Origin of the sequence: Massilia sp. UYP32 (assembly GCF_050434365.1) — a bacterium.
Taxonomy (GTDB): Bacteria; Pseudomonadota; Gammaproteobacteria; order Burkholderiales; family Burkholderiaceae_D; genus Telluria; species Telluria timonae.
Genome location: NZ_JBNDIK010000011.1, coordinates 115,590 through 129,399, shown reverse-complemented (window position 1 = coordinate 129,399; position 13,810 = coordinate 115,590). Strand labels below are relative to the sequence as shown.

General features: G+C 66.5%; 13 protein-coding genes. 8 read left to right on the top strand and 5 right to left on the bottom strand.

Annotation, left to right across the window (positions count from 1 at the left end):
• Positions 1-6: 6 nt before the first annotated feature.
• The 4 genes from ABIB42_RS10715 to ABIB42_RS10700 form a co-directional block, all read right to left on the bottom strand.
• Entirely contained in the window at positions 7-1,005 is a 999-nt protein-coding gene (locus tag ABIB42_RS10715; RefSeq protein ID WP_312486912.1) for a polyprenyl synthetase family protein, read from the bottom strand.
• Positions 1,006-1,203: 198 nt separating this feature from the next.
• Complete coding sequence (locus tag ABIB42_RS10710; RefSeq protein ID WP_071360246.1) at positions 1,204-2,112, bottom strand: LysR family transcriptional regulator; 909 nt, start codon at positions 2,110-2,112, stop codon at positions 1,204-1,206.
• 22 nt (positions 2,113-2,134) lie between these two features.
• The gene (locus ABIB42_RS10705; protein ID WP_005668365.1) at positions 2,135-3,052 is read right to left on the bottom strand and encodes a pseudouridine-5'-phosphate glycosidase; all 918 of its coding nucleotides are present in this window, start codon (positions 3,050-3,052) and stop codon (positions 2,135-2,137) included.
• A gap of 14 nt (positions 3,053-3,066) precedes the next feature.
• A complete protein-coding gene (locus ABIB42_RS10700) occupies positions 3,067-4,182 on the bottom strand; it encodes a carbohydrate kinase (RefSeq protein WP_429248307.1) in 1,116 nt (371 codons plus the stop codon).
• Positions 4,183-4,470: 288 nt separating this feature from the next.
• Between ABIB42_RS10700 and xapA the strand changes: the two genes are divergently transcribed.
• The 7 genes from xapA to ABIB42_RS10665 all read left to right on the top strand — a co-directional run bounded on the left by xapA (position 4,471) and on the right by ABIB42_RS10665 (position 12,171).
• Positions 4,471-5,325, top strand: a complete 855-nt coding sequence (gene xapA / locus ABIB42_RS10695; RefSeq protein WP_219862766.1) for a xanthosine phosphorylase — start codon at positions 4,471-4,473, stop codon at positions 5,323-5,325.
• Between the two features lie 27 nt (positions 5,326-5,352).
• A complete protein-coding gene (locus tag ABIB42_RS10690) occupies positions 5,353-6,546 on the top strand; it encodes a phosphopentomutase (protein ID WP_312486914.1) in 1,194 nt (397 codons plus the stop codon).
• The gene (gene deoC / locus ABIB42_RS10685; protein ID WP_071360242.1) at positions 6,543-7,499 is read left to right on the top strand and encodes a deoxyribose-phosphate aldolase; all 957 of its coding nucleotides are present in this window, start codon (positions 6,543-6,545) and stop codon (positions 7,497-7,499) included. Before ABIB42_RS10690 ends, deoC begins: the two co-directional genes overlap by 4 nt.
• A 14-nt stretch (positions 7,500-7,513) precedes the next feature.
• Complete coding sequence (locus ABIB42_RS10680) at positions 7,514-9,892, top strand: aldehyde dehydrogenase family protein (protein WP_429248306.1); 2,379 nt, start codon at positions 7,514-7,516, stop codon at positions 9,890-9,892.
• A 133-nt stretch (positions 9,893-10,025) separates the two neighbouring features.
• A complete protein-coding gene (gene deoA, locus ABIB42_RS10675; protein WP_184235268.1) occupies positions 10,026-11,348 on the top strand; it encodes a thymidine phosphorylase in 1,323 nt (440 codons plus the stop codon).
• A gap of 14 nt (positions 11,349-11,362) precedes the next feature.
• Positions 11,363-11,767 carry a cytidine deaminase gene (locus ABIB42_RS10670; RefSeq protein ID WP_184235266.1) on the top strand — a complete coding sequence of 135 codons (405 nt, stop codon included), beginning with the start codon at positions 11,363-11,365 and terminating at the stop codon, positions 11,765-11,767.
• Positions 11,768-11,844: 77 nt separating this feature from the next.
• On the top strand, positions 11,845-12,171 hold the full coding sequence (locus ABIB42_RS10665; protein WP_005668377.1) for a hypothetical protein: 327 nt from the start codon (positions 11,845-11,847) through the stop codon (positions 12,169-12,171).
• A gap of 47 nt (positions 12,172-12,218) precedes the next feature.
• On the opposite strand, the gene ABIB42_RS10660 is transcribed toward ABIB42_RS10665, so the two are convergent.
• Positions 12,219-12,755, bottom strand: a complete 537-nt coding sequence (locus tag ABIB42_RS10660) for a DUF2058 domain-containing protein (protein ID WP_005668378.1) — start codon at positions 12,753-12,755, stop codon at positions 12,219-12,221.
• A 188-nt stretch (positions 12,756-12,943) separates the two neighbouring features.
• Here ABIB42_RS10660 and ABIB42_RS10655 point away from each other — a divergent pair, with 188 nt between their 5' ends.
• Positions 12,944-13,639 (top strand): DUF2076 domain-containing protein, encoded by a 696-nt coding sequence (locus tag ABIB42_RS10655; protein ID WP_429248305.1) that lies wholly within the window; start codon positions 12,944-12,946, stop codon positions 13,637-13,639.
• Positions 13,640-13,810 lie beyond the last annotated feature (171 nt).

Below are 13,810 nucleotides of genomic sequence, written 5' to 3'. Positions count from 1 at the left end.
CCGGCTTCAGGAGAGGCGCAGCTCGGCCAGTTGGGCGCCCGCACGCAGCTCGCGCGCCTTGGCCAGCTCGGGGGCGAAGCGCTTTCCCTTGCCTTCTTTCGCGAACAGGCCGGACACGAAGCGGCGCGTGCGGCCGTGGGCGCCGACGGCGGCGCTGAGGCAGCGGTCGGCTTCGACCAGGCAGGCCGCCAGGCGGCGCTGCGCTTCGTCGCGGCCCAGCGTGTTGATCAGGGTGGCCTTGCCGACGTCCTTGCCGGTGTCCTTGCCCGTGACGGCGCTGTCGTTGCCGGCGCCGTCGAGGAAGTCATCCTTGATCTGGAAGGCCTGGCCAGCCGCCAGCGCGAAGGCGCGCAACTGCTGCGCGACCTGCTCGTCGGCATGGCAGACGATGCAGGCCATGTCGACCGCGACGCCGAGCAGCAAGCCGGTCTTGAGTTCGTTGGTGGTGGCGATCGCCTCGGGCGAACGCGTGCCGCCGTGCAGGTCTTCGAACTGGCCGCGCACCAGGCCCTGGTCGCCGACCGTCTGCGCCAGCGTCGCGACCAGGCGCGCGCGGGTGGCGGGGGCGATGTCCTGGGCCTGCGACAGCACGCCGAAGGCGCGGCTGAGCAAGGCCACCGAAGCGAGGATGGCGACGTCTTCGCCATACTGGATGTGGATCGCGGGCTTGCCGCGGCGCAAGCTGGCGTCGTCCATGCAGGGCAGGTCGTCGAGGATCAGCGAGGCCGCGTGCACGAGCTCGACCGCGCAGGCGACGTCGATCAGGGCCGGCGAATTGCAGCCGAGGTCGCGCGCGACCAGCATCAGGAGCAGGGGACGCATGCGCTTGCCGGCGCTGAGCGCGGACGAGCGCATGGCCCTGGTGAGCTGGTCGTGGGGGCTGCCGGAGAGCAGCTGGTCGATGCGTTCGTCCACCGCCCGGCGCAGCGATGCGATGTCATCGAAGGCGGCGTCGTCGCCCGTTTCCACGCCGATCCCATCGTACCGCCGCGTCGCTGTAGTCATACGGAATCCTGTAGAAATTGATGAACTTGATAACCATCATACCGGAGACAAAGTTGAGAAATAGTTAATTGAACTCAATCGTGCGGGGGTTTCTTGCGCAAAAAATGCGCAATTTACGCTAGGACTTATGGGAAGGCGGTACAAAAACGGTTCGGCCCGCACATGGCGGGCCGAGCAGAAAAAGATAACCGGAAGTCGTCAGGCCGGCTGTTCTTCGGGAAACAGGATCTTGAGGAAGGCGCGCACCACCGGCGCATCGTCCTGGGCCGGGTAGCTGATGTACAGGTTGGCCGATGGCGCGTGGGCGTGGATCGGCAGGAAGCGCACGCCCGGCCAGCCGATGCGGCTGGTGGTTTCGGGCATCAGCGCCACGCCGAGGCCGGCGCCGACCATGGCCAGCAGGGTCTGCGGCTCGGCCGCCTCCTGGAAGATGGTCGGCTGGAACCCGGCGTTCACGCAGCACTGGAGCAGGTAGCGCGGCTCGGCCGACTGGTCCAGGTGCAGGGTCAGCATGGGTTCGCCCGCGATCTCGGGCAGGGCGATGGCGTCGCGCGCGGCCAGCGGATGGCGGGCATTGACCGCCACGCAGAACTGCTCCCTGAAACAGAGTTCCTGGCGCAGGTTGGCCTGCTTGAGCACGTCCTGCTCGATGCGCGGCTCGCGCCAGAAGCCGACGTCGATCTGCTTGCTGCGCAGCGCTTCCCACTGGTCGTTCGGGCCCAGCTCGTGGATGGTCCAGCTCACGCGCGGAAACTGGCTCTGGAACTGCTCCAGCAGGCCGGGGATCGGGCCCCACATCGCCGAGCCGACGATGCCGACCCGTAGCCGTCCGACCTCGCCGCGGTCGATCTGGCGGATCGTGTCGATCGTCATGCGCATCTTGCCGAGCAGCTCGGCCGCCTCGACCATCAGCGCGCGGCCGGCCACGGTCAGCTCGAAGCTGCGCGTGGTGCGGGTGAACAGCTTCACCCCCAGCTCGCTCTCGAGCTTCATGATCTGCTGCGACAGCGGCGGCTGCGAGATGTGCAGGCGCTCGGCGGCGCGGCTGAAGCTTTTTTCTTCGGCCACCGCCAGGAAGTATTTGAGCTGTTTCAGGTCGATCGACATGGCGCGCCGCTCTTCGTTTTCATCAGGCAGCCTTGTGGTGCAGCGCCACGGCCAGGCGCGCGCCGACCAGGGCGTTGTGCTTGACCAGCGCGATATTGGTGGCCAGGCTGCGCCCGCCCGTCAGCTCCTTGATGCGGGCCAGCAGGAAGGGCGTGACCTGCTTGCCGGTCACCGCCTGCTGCTGCGCTTCGCCCAGGGCCTGGTGGATGATGGCGTCGATCTCGTCGGGCGCCATCGCCGACTCCGCCGGCACCGGGTTGCTGACCACCACGCCGCCCTTCAGGCCGAGCTGCCACTTGGTGCGGATGAAGGCGGCCTGTTCCTCGGGCGAGTCGAGCTGGAAGTCGGCCTTGAAGCCGCTGTCGCGCGTGAAGAAGGCGGGGAAGCCCGGCTGGCCGACGGCCAGCACCGGCACGCCGTGGGTCTCGAGGTATTCGAGCGTCAGGCCGATGTCGAGGATCGACTTCACGCCGGCGCACACCACGGCCACGCTGGTCTGGGCGAGCTCCTGCAGGTCGGCCGAGATGTCGAAGCTCGTCTCGGCGCCGCGGTGCACGCCGCCGATGCCGCCGGTGACGAAGACTTCGATGCCGGCCAGTTCGGCGCAGATCATGGTGGCGGCGACGGTGGTCGCGCCCAGCCGGGCCTGCGCCAGCACGTATGGCAGGTCGCGGCGGCTGACCTTGATGGCGTCGGGCGAGGAGCCCAGCGTCTCGAGCTGGTCTTCCGACAGGCCGACGCAGATCTTGCCGCCAATGATGGCGATGGTGGCCGGCACGGCGCCGGCGTCGCGGATGACCTGCTCGACTTCGCGCGCGGTGTGCACGTTCTGCGGGTAGGGCATGCCGTGCGAGATGATGGTCGATTCGAGGGCGACGATCGGCTTGCCGGCGGCGCGGGCGGCCGCCACTTCGGGCGAAAACAGGAGGAAGGATTGCATGGTCGGGTCTTTATTCAGTCGGTAACGAGGTCCTGGACCGGGGCGTCGAACAGCCCCGGCGCCAGTTGCGGGCAGACGGTCTGCGCGCAGGCGATGGTCATGGCGGCGAGCAGCTGGCCGCGGCGGCAGGCCGTTTCCAGGTCCAGCTCGGGCTGGCCGTTGTACAGGCTCCAGCAGACGGCGGCGCCGAAGGCGTCGCCGGCGCCGGTGACGTCGACCACGGCTGGCGCGTCGACAGGCTGGCCTTCGAGCGCCGCGATGCCGGTCGCGGTCGTGAACATGGCGCCTTGCGCGCCGCGCGTGACGATCACGTCCCGGACGCCGTCGCGCCGCAGTTCGGCGCAGGCCGCGGCGATGTCGGCAGCGGTCGCCAGCGGGCGGCCGGCGCGGGCCGCCAGCTCGCCCACGTTCAGGATCAACAGGCGCAGGCCGGTCAGGTCGCGCGGCAGGCGGTCGATCTTCGGTTCCGAGACGGCGACGATCACCATTGGCACACCGTCGCGCCGGCTGCCCTCCAGCAGCGTGGCGACCGTCTCGCGCGGCAGGTTCAGGTCGGCGACGATCAGGGCGGCGCCGGCGCGCTGCTGTTCGCGGGTGGCGAGGAAATCGGGCGTGAGCGACTCGTTGATCTCCATGTCGGCCAGCGCCACGCGCATGTCGCCGTCCTCGTCGAGCACCGCGGTATAGGTGCCGCTGGCGGCGCCGTCCACGCGCAGCGCGCCGCGGGTGTCGATGCCGGCTTCGTCGGCGTAGGAGAGCAGGGCGCGGCCGGACGAATCGCCGCCGACCGCCGTGACCAGCGCCGTGGGGGCGCCCAGGCGCGCCAGGTTCTCGGCGATGTTGCGCGCGACGCCGCCGAAGGATTCGGTCTGGCGCGCCGGGTTCGAGGTATTCACGGTCAGCTTGCCGATGGTGCGTAGCTTGCGGTCGAGGTTGGCCGCGCCGACGCACAGTATCGGACGATGGTCGGGCAGCACGTAGGCGCGACCGAGGATGCGGCGCTCGCGCACCAGGGTGGCGATGTAGTTGGCGACCGCGGAGCGCGACAGGCCGAGATGGCCGGCCAGGTCTTGTTGCGAGATGAAGGGGTTAGAACGGATCAGCTCGTATAACTGTTCTTTTTTCGGCATCGCGTTCAAATGCGCCGTCAGGCGCCCAGGACAATTGTTTTATCATGCTAGACAATTGTTTGGAGCATGTCAACGAATCTTTCCCCCAGTGTAAGCACCTCTCTCTCGCTTCGCATAATTTATCTATAAAAGATATAAATCGGGAAGAAAAAGTGTATTTGCCATACATATCGCCAATCATGCATAGTTATAATATCTAGTTGTCCAAATGCGCCGCACTCGTGTGCGCTGGGCAGCTGCCTCTCTCATCCGCGATCCCACATCACCCAGTTTTCAACAAGGAATATCATGTCCAGCAATACCCCATTCGAAGCCGCCGACATCATCCGCGCCCGCAAGCCGGGTTTCGCCCCGCGTGTGGCGCTGATCCTCGGTTCCGGACTGGGCGTGCTGGCCGAACAGCTGGTCGACGCGGTGTCGATCAGCTATGCCGACCTGCCGGGCTTCCCGATCTCCACCGTGCATGGCCACGCCGGCGAACTGGTGCTGGGTACCCTGGCCGGCGTCCCGGTCGCCTGCATGAAGGGCCGCGGCCACTTCTATGAAGGCTACGGTCCGGGCGTGATGACCTCGGCCATCCGCACGCTCAAGGAAATCGGCTGCGAACTGCTGTTCGTCACCAATGCCGCCGGTTCGCTGCGCGTCGAAGCCGACGCCGGCAGCCTGGTCGCGATCACCGACCATATCAACTTCCTGCCGGGCAGCCCGATGGCCGGCCCGAACGACGAGCGCTTCGGCCCGCGCTTCTTCAGCATGTCCAACGCCTATGACGCGGAGATCCGCGAGCAGGTCAAGCTTGTCGCGGCCGAGAAGGGCATCACCCTGCACGAAGGCGTGTACCTGGCCGCCGCCGGCCCGCACTTCGAGACCGTCGCCGAAATCCGCGCCTTCAAGACGCTGGGCGCCGACGTGGTGGGCATGTCGCTGATCCCGGAAGTGATCGCCGCGCGCCACTGCGGCCTGAAGGTCGCCGCCGTCTCGGCCATCACCAACCTGGCCGAAGGCCTGTCGCCGTTCGCGCTGTCGCACGAGCAGACCCTGAAGTACGCCGCCGTCGCGGCGCAGGACATGGTCAAGCTGATCCATGCCTTTATTGAGCAACTGAGCGAACGCCTGGGCTCGACCCCGCGCGCCGACGCATAAATCATTTGAATAGGAAGAGCGAAGACCATGTCACGCGCATTCATCCTCCTGCTTGATTCCTTCGGCCTCGGCGCATTGCCGGACGCCGACAAATACGGCGACGCGGGCGCCAACACCTTCGGCCACATCGCCAAGTGGGCGGCGAAAGAGGGCAAGCCGATGTCGCTGCCGAACCTGGAGAAACTGGGCCTCGCGGCTGCCGCGCACAAGGCGAGCGGCGAGTGGGCGCCCGGCTTCGACCTGCGCGATGGCTTCACTGGCGCCTGGGGCGTCGCCCGCGAGCAGTCGACCGGCAAGGACACGCAGAGCGGCCACTGGGAAATCGCCGGCGTGCCGGTGCTGTTCGACTGGGGTTACTTCCCCAAGACCGTGCCGTCGTTCCCGGCCGAGCTGACCGACAAGCTGCAGGAACTGACCGGCGTGCCGGGCTGGCTGGGCAACTGCCACGCCTCGGGCACCACCGTCATCAACGAGCTGGGCGACGAGCACGTCGCCAGCGGCAAGCCGATCCTGTATACCTCGGCCGACTCGGTGCTGCAGATCGCGGCCCACGAGGAACACTTCGGCCTCGAGCGCCTGTACCAGGTGTGCGAAGCGGCCTACGAGCTGGTCAAGCCCTACAATATCGGCCGCGTGATCGCGCGTCCTTTCGTGGGCGCCAACGGCGACTACAAGCGCACGTCGAACCGCCACGACTACGCCGTGCCGCCGATCGCGCCGACCCTGCTCGACCATGTGAAAGATGCTGGCGGCGAGATGATCGCGCTGGGCAAGATCAGCGACATCTTCGCAGGCCAGGGCGTCACGCGCCTGGTGAAAGGCCCGGACAATATGGCGCTGTTCGACCGCCTGCTGGAAGTGGCCGACGAAGCGGGCGACAAGTCGCTCACTTTCGTCAACTTCGTCGACTTCGACATGCACTTCGGTCACCGCCGCGACGTCGCCGGCTATGCGAACGCGCTGCACGAGCTGGACGCGCGCCTGCCGGAATTCATGGCCAAGCTGAAGGATGGCGACCTGGTCGTGATCACCGCCGACCACGGCTGCGACCCGACCGCGCCTGGCTCGGACCACACCCGCGAGCACATCCCGATGATCTTCTTCGGCCCGAATGTCAAGGCGCAGGAACTACCGACCGCCGACACCTTCTCGAGCATCGGCGCCACGCTGGCGCAGCACCTCGGCGTCAAACCACTTTCGAACGGAACCGCACTGTTATGAGCCAGCCCCTGGATTTCAAACGTAATACCGGCATTGCGCTGGACCTGGGCCTGGTGAACAGCCTCAAGGTCAACCGCAACGCGGCCGACCGCCGCGCCGCCAGCCTGGCGAACCGCCGCACGGTCAAGAAGGAATACCAGGCCGCCTGGCTGGTGCGCGCCATCGAGTGCATGGACCTGACCACGCTGAGCGGCGACGACACGCCGGGCCGCGTCGAGCGCCTGTGCATGAAGGCGATGCGTCCGCTGCGCGCCGACCTGATGCAGGCCCTCGGCCTCGAAACGCTGTCGACCGGCGCCGTGTGCGTGTACCACGAGATGATCCAGCCCGCGGTGAAAGTGATCCAGGGCCGCCTGCCGATCGCCGCCGTGTCGACCGCGTTCCCGGCCGGCCTGTCGAGCATGGAAACCAAGGTGCGCGAAATCGAATTGTCGGTGGCCGCGGGCGCCACCGAGATCGACATCGTCATCACCCGCCAGCACGTGTTGACCGGTAACTGGCAGGCGCTGTACGACGAGATGGTGGCGTATCGCCAGGCTTGCGGCGAAGCGCACGTCAAGGCGATCCTGGCCACCGGCGACCTGGTGACCCTGGAAAACGTGGCCAAGGCATCCTGGGTGTGCATGATGGCCGGCGCCGATTTCATCAAGACCTCGACCGGCAAGGAAGGCGTCAACGCCACCATTCCGGTGTCGCTGGTGATGGTGCGCGCGATCCGCGATTACTACGAACAGACCGGCTTCCAGATCGGCTACAAGCCGGCCGGCGGCGTGTCGACCGCGAAGTCGGCGCTGCAATACCTGACCGTGATGAAGGAAGAACTGGGCAACGACTGGCTGCAGCCGCACCTGTTCCGCATCGGCGCTTCCAGCCTGCTGACCGACATCGAGCGCCAGCTGGAGCACTACGTGACCGGGAACTACTCGGCCGCCCATCGCCACGCGCAACCTTAATTCCGGACTTCGTCATGCCAACAATCAAAGAGATTCTGAACACCATGGATTACGGTCCTGCACCAGAGAGTACCAAGGAAGCGCTCGCGTGGCTGGACCAGCGTGGCCGCCGCTTCGGCCTGTTCATCGACAACGCCTGGAGCGAGGCCGGCGCGACCTTCGCCACCAACAATCCGGCTGACGGCAGCGAGCTGGCGCAGGTGACGCAGGCGACGCAGGACGACGTCGAACGCGCCGTCGCCGCCGCGCGCCGCGCGCAGCCGGGCTGGGTCGCCCTCGGCGGCCATGGCCGCGCCAAGATCATGTATGCCTTGTCGCGCCTGCTGCAAAAGCACGCGCGCCTGTTCGCGGTGCTCGAGACGCTCGACAACGGCAAGACCATCCGCGAAACCCGCGACGCCGACCTGCCGTTAGCAAGCAGGCACTTCTATTATCACGCCGGCTGGGCGCAGCTGCAGTCCGAAGAATTCGCGGATTACCGCGCCGTCGGCGTGGTGGGCCAGATCGTGCCGTGGAATTTCCCGCTCCTGATGCTGGCGTGGAAGATCGCACCGGCGCTGGCCGCCGGTAACACGGTCGTGTTCAAGCCGGCCGAGTACACGCCGCTGACCGCCTTGCTGTTTGCCGAGATCTGCCAGCGCGCCGGCGTCCCAAGCGGCGTGGTCAACATCGTCACCGGCGACGGCCGCGTGGGCGAAGCGATCGTGAATCACCCTGGCATCGACAAGATCGCCTTCACCGGCTCGACCGAAGTCGGCCGCCTGATCCGCAAGGCCACCGCAGGCAGCGGCAAGAAGCTGTCGCTGGAACTGGGCGGCAAGTCGCCGTTCATCGTGTTCGACGACGCCGACCTGGATGCGGCGGTCGAAGGCTTGGTCGATTCGATCTGGTTCAACCAGGGCCAGGTGTGCTGCGCCGGTTCGCGCCTGCTGGTGCAGGAGTCGGTCTATGACCGCTTCATCGCCAAGGTGAAGGCGCGCATGCAGAACCTGCGCGTCGGCTCGCCGCTGGACAAATCGAACGATATCGGCGCGCTGGTCGATCCGGTGCAGCAGCAGCGCATCCACGGCCTCGTGGAGTCGGCGCGCGCCGAAGGTTGCGAAGTATGGCAGCCGAACGTCGAACTGGCGGCGACCGGTTCGTGGTATCTGCCGACCCTGATCACGGGCGCGTCGACCTCGGCCGCCGTGGCCCAGGCCGAGATCTTCGGACCGGTGCTGGTGGCGATGAGCTTCCGCACCCCGGCCGAGGCGGTTCAACTGGCGAACAACACCGTGTATGGTCTGGCGGCCTGCGTATGGAGCGAATCGATCAGCCTGGCGCTGGACGTGGTCCCGCAGATCAAGGCCGGCGTGGTGTGGATCAACACCGCCAACCAGTTCGATGCGGCTTGCGGCTTTGGCGGCTACAAGGAATCGGGCTATGGCCGCGAAGGCGGCAAGGAAGGCATGGTCGAGTACCTGACGCCGCTGGCGGAAGATGCGCGTCCAGCGGCGCCAATCGTGGCCGACAAAGCCAAGGCCAGGCCGGCGCAGGAAGACAGCCCGTTCGCGGTCGACCGCACCGCCAAGCTGTACATCGGCGGCAAGCAGGCCCGCCCTGACGGCGCCTACAGCCGCGCCATCCATGGCGCCAATGGTGACTTCCTGGCGGACATCGGCGAAGGCAGCCGCAAGGACATCCGCAACGCCGTGGAAGCGGCGCACAAGGCTGCCGGCTGGACCAGGGCGACCGCGCACAACCGCGCGCAGGTGCTGTACTACATCGCCGAGAACCTGGCGATCCGCGCCGACGAATTCGCGCAGCGGATTGCGCAGCAGACCGGTTCGAAGGGTGCGGCGCGCGAAGTGGCCGCCTCGATCGAGCGCCTGTTCTACTGGGCGGCGTGGGCCGACAAGTACGACGGCGCGGCGCACCAGCCGCCGATGCACGGCATCACCGTCGCGCTCAACGAGCCGGTCGGCGTGATCGGCATCGTGTGCCCGAACGAGAACCCGCTGCTGGGCTTCATCTCGTTGGTGGCGCCGGCGCTGGCGCTGGGCAACCGCGTGGTGGCGGTGCCGTCGGAGCAGCATCCGTTATCGAGCATCGACCTGTACCAGGTGCTGGATACCTCGGACCTGCCGGGCGGCGCGCTGAACATCGTCACTGGCTCCGCCGACGAGCTGGCGCGCACACTGGCGACGCATGGCGATATCGATGCGGTGTGGCGTCATGATGGTTCGGCGGAAGGCTGTGCCGAAGTCGAGCGTTTGTCGGCCGAATCGCTCAAGCGCACCTGGACCGGCGGCGCCAAGGGCCGCGACTGGTTCGATCCGAAGCAGGCCTGCGGCCGCACGGTGCTGCAGCATGCGAGCCAGGTCAAGAATGTCTGGATTCCGTACGGCGTGTAATCAGCCCGGAACCTCAAACCCTGTCATTCCCGCGCAGGCGGGAATCCAAGCAAGCTAGCGTATCGCGAACGACTTGGATTCCCGCCTCCGCGGGAATGACGTTTTCAAGCTATTAGCGAAAACGGACACAATCATGTTCCTCCCCCAAGAAATCGTCCGCAAGAAGCGCGACGGCGGCGTCCTTTCCGCCGAAGAGATCCAGTTCTTCGTGCGCGGCATCCCTGACGGCAGCGTCACCGAAGGCCAGATCGCGGCCTTCGCCATGGCGGTCTATTTCAACGACATGACGATGGATGAACGCGTCGCCTTCACGCTGGCGATGCGCGACTCGGGCCAGGTCATGGAATGGAAATCGCTGGATTTGCCCGGCCCGGTGGTCGACAAGCACTCGACCGGCGGCGTCGGCGACGTGGTATCGCTGATGCTGGGACCGATGATCGCGGCCTGCGGCGGCTTCGTGCCGATGATCTCGGGGCGCGGCCTGGGCCACACCGGCGGCACGCTCGACAAGTTCGATTCGATCCCGGGCTACAGCACCGTGCCGGAACCCGAAAAGTTCCGCCAGGTGGTGCAGGACGTGGGCGTGGCCATCATCGGCCAGACCGCCCAGCTGGCGCCGGCCGACAAGCGTTTCTACAGCATCCGCGACACCACGGCGACCGTGGAATCGGTGGCCATGATCACCGGCTCGATCCTGTCCAAGAAGCTGTCGGCGGGCCTGGATGCGCTGGTGATGGACGTGAAGGTCGGCAGCGGCGCCTTCATGCCGACCCCGGCCAAATCGCTGGAACTGGCCGAATCGATCGTCAATGTCGGCAACGGCGCCGGCACCCGCACCTCGGCCATCCTGACCGGCATGAACGAATCGCTGTGCCACGCCGCCGGCAACGCCGTCGAAGTGCGCGTCGCGATCGACTACCTGAGCGGCAAATCGCGCCCGGCGCGCCTGCACGAGGTGACGATGGCGCTGTGCGCCGAGATGCTCGTCATCTCCGGCCTGGCGTCGAGCGAGCAGGAAGCGCGCGCCAGGCTGCAGGCGGCCCTCGATTCGGGAGAAGCCGCCGAGCGTTTCGCGCGCATGGTCAGCGCCCTGGGCGGCCCGGCCGACCTGATGGACAAGCCCGATGCCTACCTGGAAACGGCGCCGGTCATCGTGCCCGCGCCTGCGCTGCAGGCCGGCTATGCGAGCGCGGTCGACACCCGCGAACTGGGCCTGGCCGTGGTGGCGCTGGGCGGTGGCCGCGTGCGTCCGCAGGATGCGATCGACTTCGCCGTCGGCCTGACCGGGCTGGTGGAACTGGGCGATGCGATCGTCGTCGGCCAGCCGCTGGCGATGGTGCATGCGCGCACCCGGGAAGCCGCCGAGCAGGCCATCCGCCAGGTGCAGGCCGCCTACCGCATCGCTCTTGACAAGCCGGCCGTCGAGCCGATGATCCACCGCACCGTTCGTCCCTGAGCTGAGGACCAATCATGAAATACGCGAAACTGATCGATGAAGCGCGCGCCGCGCGCGAGCTGGCCTATGCCCCGTACTCGAAGTTCAAGGTGGGCGCCGCGCTGGAGTGCAAGGATGGCCGTATCTTCCGCGGCTGTAATGTGGAGAATGCCGCCTACGGCCTGTGCAACTGCGCCGAGCGCACCGCCCTGTTCAGCGCCATCGCCAGCGGCTACCAGCCGGGCGATTTCGCGGCCCTGGCCGTGATCGGCCAGACCGAGGGCCCGATCGCGCCGTGCGGCGCCTGCCGCCAGGTGATCCTGGAACTGGGCGGCAACGAACTGCCGGTCGTGCTGACCAACCTGGGCGGCGACATATTCGAGACCACTGCGGCGGCGCAGTTGCCGAATGCCTTCGGCGGGCGTGACCTCGGCAATTAAACAGGCCTTGTGATCCGCGATTCGGTCACCACCATGATGACATCCTTACATGCTTTAACCTGGAATTGGAGGTAGTCATGAAGAAAGTCATCGTGCTGTTGAGTGGTGTGATCATCGCCGCGAGCGCCGCAGCCCAGGCGGACAAGACCAGTTCGAATACAACCCAGGCTGAACGGACGGGAACCGTCGATCGGCAGATTCCGGCCAATACCGACCGCGACAAGCGGGAGAATCCGGCCGCGGAAGGGCCGGAAAGCGCGAACATCGTCGACCCCGATTTCCAGGGCAGCAGCAAGCAGGAAACCACCGCATCCGGCCTGGGGCAGCCGAAGAAGGAAGGCGAGCGGTCTTCGAAGAAGAGCGGTTCGGACGTGCAGGACGTGGAAAACAAGACGAAACAGTAAGCTTCGTCACAGCGGCCCCATCGGGTCTGCGTTGGGGCCGCCTTCGATCACCACATCAGGTCGTCCGGAATCTTGTAATCCGCGTACGGATCGTCTTCTTCCACTTCCTGCACCTTCTTCTTGATCTGCACCACGATCGAGGCATCGCGCTGGGCGATCTTTTCGCCGATCACGCGCGGCACCAGTTCAAAGCTGCCATTCATGTGGACGATCACCAGGCGTCCCGCCACCAGATGCTCGACGATCTGCGACGTCACGTGGATGCGCTCGATCTTGGTGCCGAAGGTAAAGTTGTAGGGCACGTCGCCCTTGCCCTTCGACTGCTTGTTCTGCTGCACCAGCTGGGCGATCTGCGCCAGGATGGCTTTCTGGGTCGCCGCGGCGTCGCGCTGGGCGTTCAGTTCGCGCGCCCGTTCCGCGTTCTTGCGCTGCATCTCGAGCGCGGCTTCGCGCGATTCGTTGACCTTTTCCACGCCGGTGCGCAACACTTCCTTGTGTTGCTTGCTCTTGTCCTGGTTGACCTGCTTGACCTTCTTCTTGTCGACCAGGCCGGCTTTCAATAACTGCTCTTGCAGCGAGACCATGTTGTGCTTCCTTGAAATGATGAATGCCGCTCGCGGCGCCAGCCGATAGCATAGCAACAAGCGCGGCGGAAAGCGATCACATGCCGGCCGGGATGGCGCAGGCGAACTCGCGCCTGCCGTACGACTTGAAATAGCGATGACTGATCCACAACATAGTGGAATACCGTCCATCAGACAGGAGCTCGACAATGAACCCATCCGACGAAAAGATGTTGCAGGATTTCCTGGGCCAGCTGGTGCAGGCCCGTGGCGTGGCCAAGGACCGGGAGGCCGACGCACTGATCCAGCGCGCCGTGGCCCAGCAGCCGGACGCCGCCTACCTGCTGGTGCAGCGCGCACTGCTGGTGGAGCAGGCGCTGGGCAATGCCAAGGCCCGTATCGCCGAGCTCGAAAGCCAGGGCGGGAGAGGAAGCGGGGGATTCCTCGACGCGAACCAATGGGGAAACTCCGCGCAGAGCCAGCCATCGAATCCGGTCCCGGGAGTCAAGCAGGGGGCTTACCAGCAGAACGGACCGACCGGCTCGGCACCGCAGGCCCAGCCGGCGCGAAGCGGCGGCTTCCTGGGCGGCGCCGGCGGCAGCATGCTGGGCACGATGGCGGCCACGGCGGCCGGGGTGGCGGCCGGCAGCTTCCTGTTCCACGGCATCGGCAACCTGCTGGGCAATGACGGGCAGGGCGCCTCGAACCACTTGTTGGCGGACAACGCGGCCGACGGTGGCGCGGCCGAGGCGGCCGGGGGCGGGGCGCTGGCGGACCAGGCCGGCATCGGGGCGATCGACGAGCCAGGCGGCGGCGCCGACGACAGCCTGGCCGACAACAGCAGCGAGGATAGCCTGGGCGGCTTCTTCGACGGCGACGGTTCCGACGAAGGGCTGTTCGGCTGACGATACCCGGGATCGTCGCACGCTCCTTGCAGGCGCAGATGACGGCACCTTGCCGGCTTTCGTGGAAGCGTCGCGGCGAAAGCGGCAGGATGGCCTTTCCGGTTGCGGCACGCCAGCCGCTTCCTTGCCGTCGAGGAGATCACCCCATGCGTCCGCTTCCCTGCATTGTCC

What these genes read in the sequence shown, in the direction of transcription:
- ABIB42_RS10715 (WP_312486912.1), bottom strand. Translation starts at nt 1,005, where the DNA reads ATGACTACAGCGACGCGGCGGTACGATGGGATCGGCGTGGAAACGGGC.
- ABIB42_RS10710 (WP_071360246.1), bottom strand. Translation starts at nt 2,112, where the DNA reads ATGTCGATCGACCTGAAACAGCTCAAATACTTCCTGGCGGTGGCCGAA.
- ABIB42_RS10705 (WP_005668365.1), bottom strand. Translation starts at nt 3,052, where the DNA reads ATGCAATCCTTCCTCCTGTTTTCGCCCGAAGTGGCGGCCGCCCGCGCC.
- ABIB42_RS10700 (WP_429248307.1), bottom strand. Translation starts at nt 4,182, where the DNA reads ATGCCGAAAAAAGAACAGTTATACGAGCTGATCCGTTCTAACCCCTTC.
- xapA (WP_219862766.1), top strand. Translation starts at nt 4,471, where the DNA reads ATGTCCAGCAATACCCCATTCGAAGCCGCCGACATCATCCGCGCCCGC.
- ABIB42_RS10690 (WP_312486914.1), top strand. Translation starts at nt 5,353, where the DNA reads ATGTCACGCGCATTCATCCTCCTGCTTGATTCCTTCGGCCTCGGCGCA.
- deoC (WP_071360242.1), top strand. Translation starts at nt 6,543, where the DNA reads ATGAGCCAGCCCCTGGATTTCAAACGTAATACCGGCATTGCGCTGGAC.
- ABIB42_RS10680 (WP_429248306.1), top strand. Translation starts at nt 7,514, where the DNA reads ATGCCAACAATCAAAGAGATTCTGAACACCATGGATTACGGTCCTGCA.
- deoA (WP_184235268.1), top strand. Translation starts at nt 10,026, where the DNA reads ATGTTCCTCCCCCAAGAAATCGTCCGCAAGAAGCGCGACGGCGGCGTC.
- ABIB42_RS10670 (WP_184235266.1), top strand. Translation starts at nt 11,363, where the DNA reads ATGAAATACGCGAAACTGATCGATGAAGCGCGCGCCGCGCGCGAGCTG.
- ABIB42_RS10665 (WP_005668377.1), top strand. Translation starts at nt 11,845, where the DNA reads ATGAAGAAAGTCATCGTGCTGTTGAGTGGTGTGATCATCGCCGCGAGC.
- ABIB42_RS10660 (WP_005668378.1), bottom strand. Translation starts at nt 12,755, where the DNA reads ATGGTCTCGCTGCAAGAGCAGTTATTGAAAGCCGGCCTGGTCGACAAG.
- ABIB42_RS10655 (WP_429248305.1), top strand. Translation starts at nt 12,944, where the DNA reads ATGAACCCATCCGACGAAAAGATGTTGCAGGATTTCCTGGGCCAGCTG.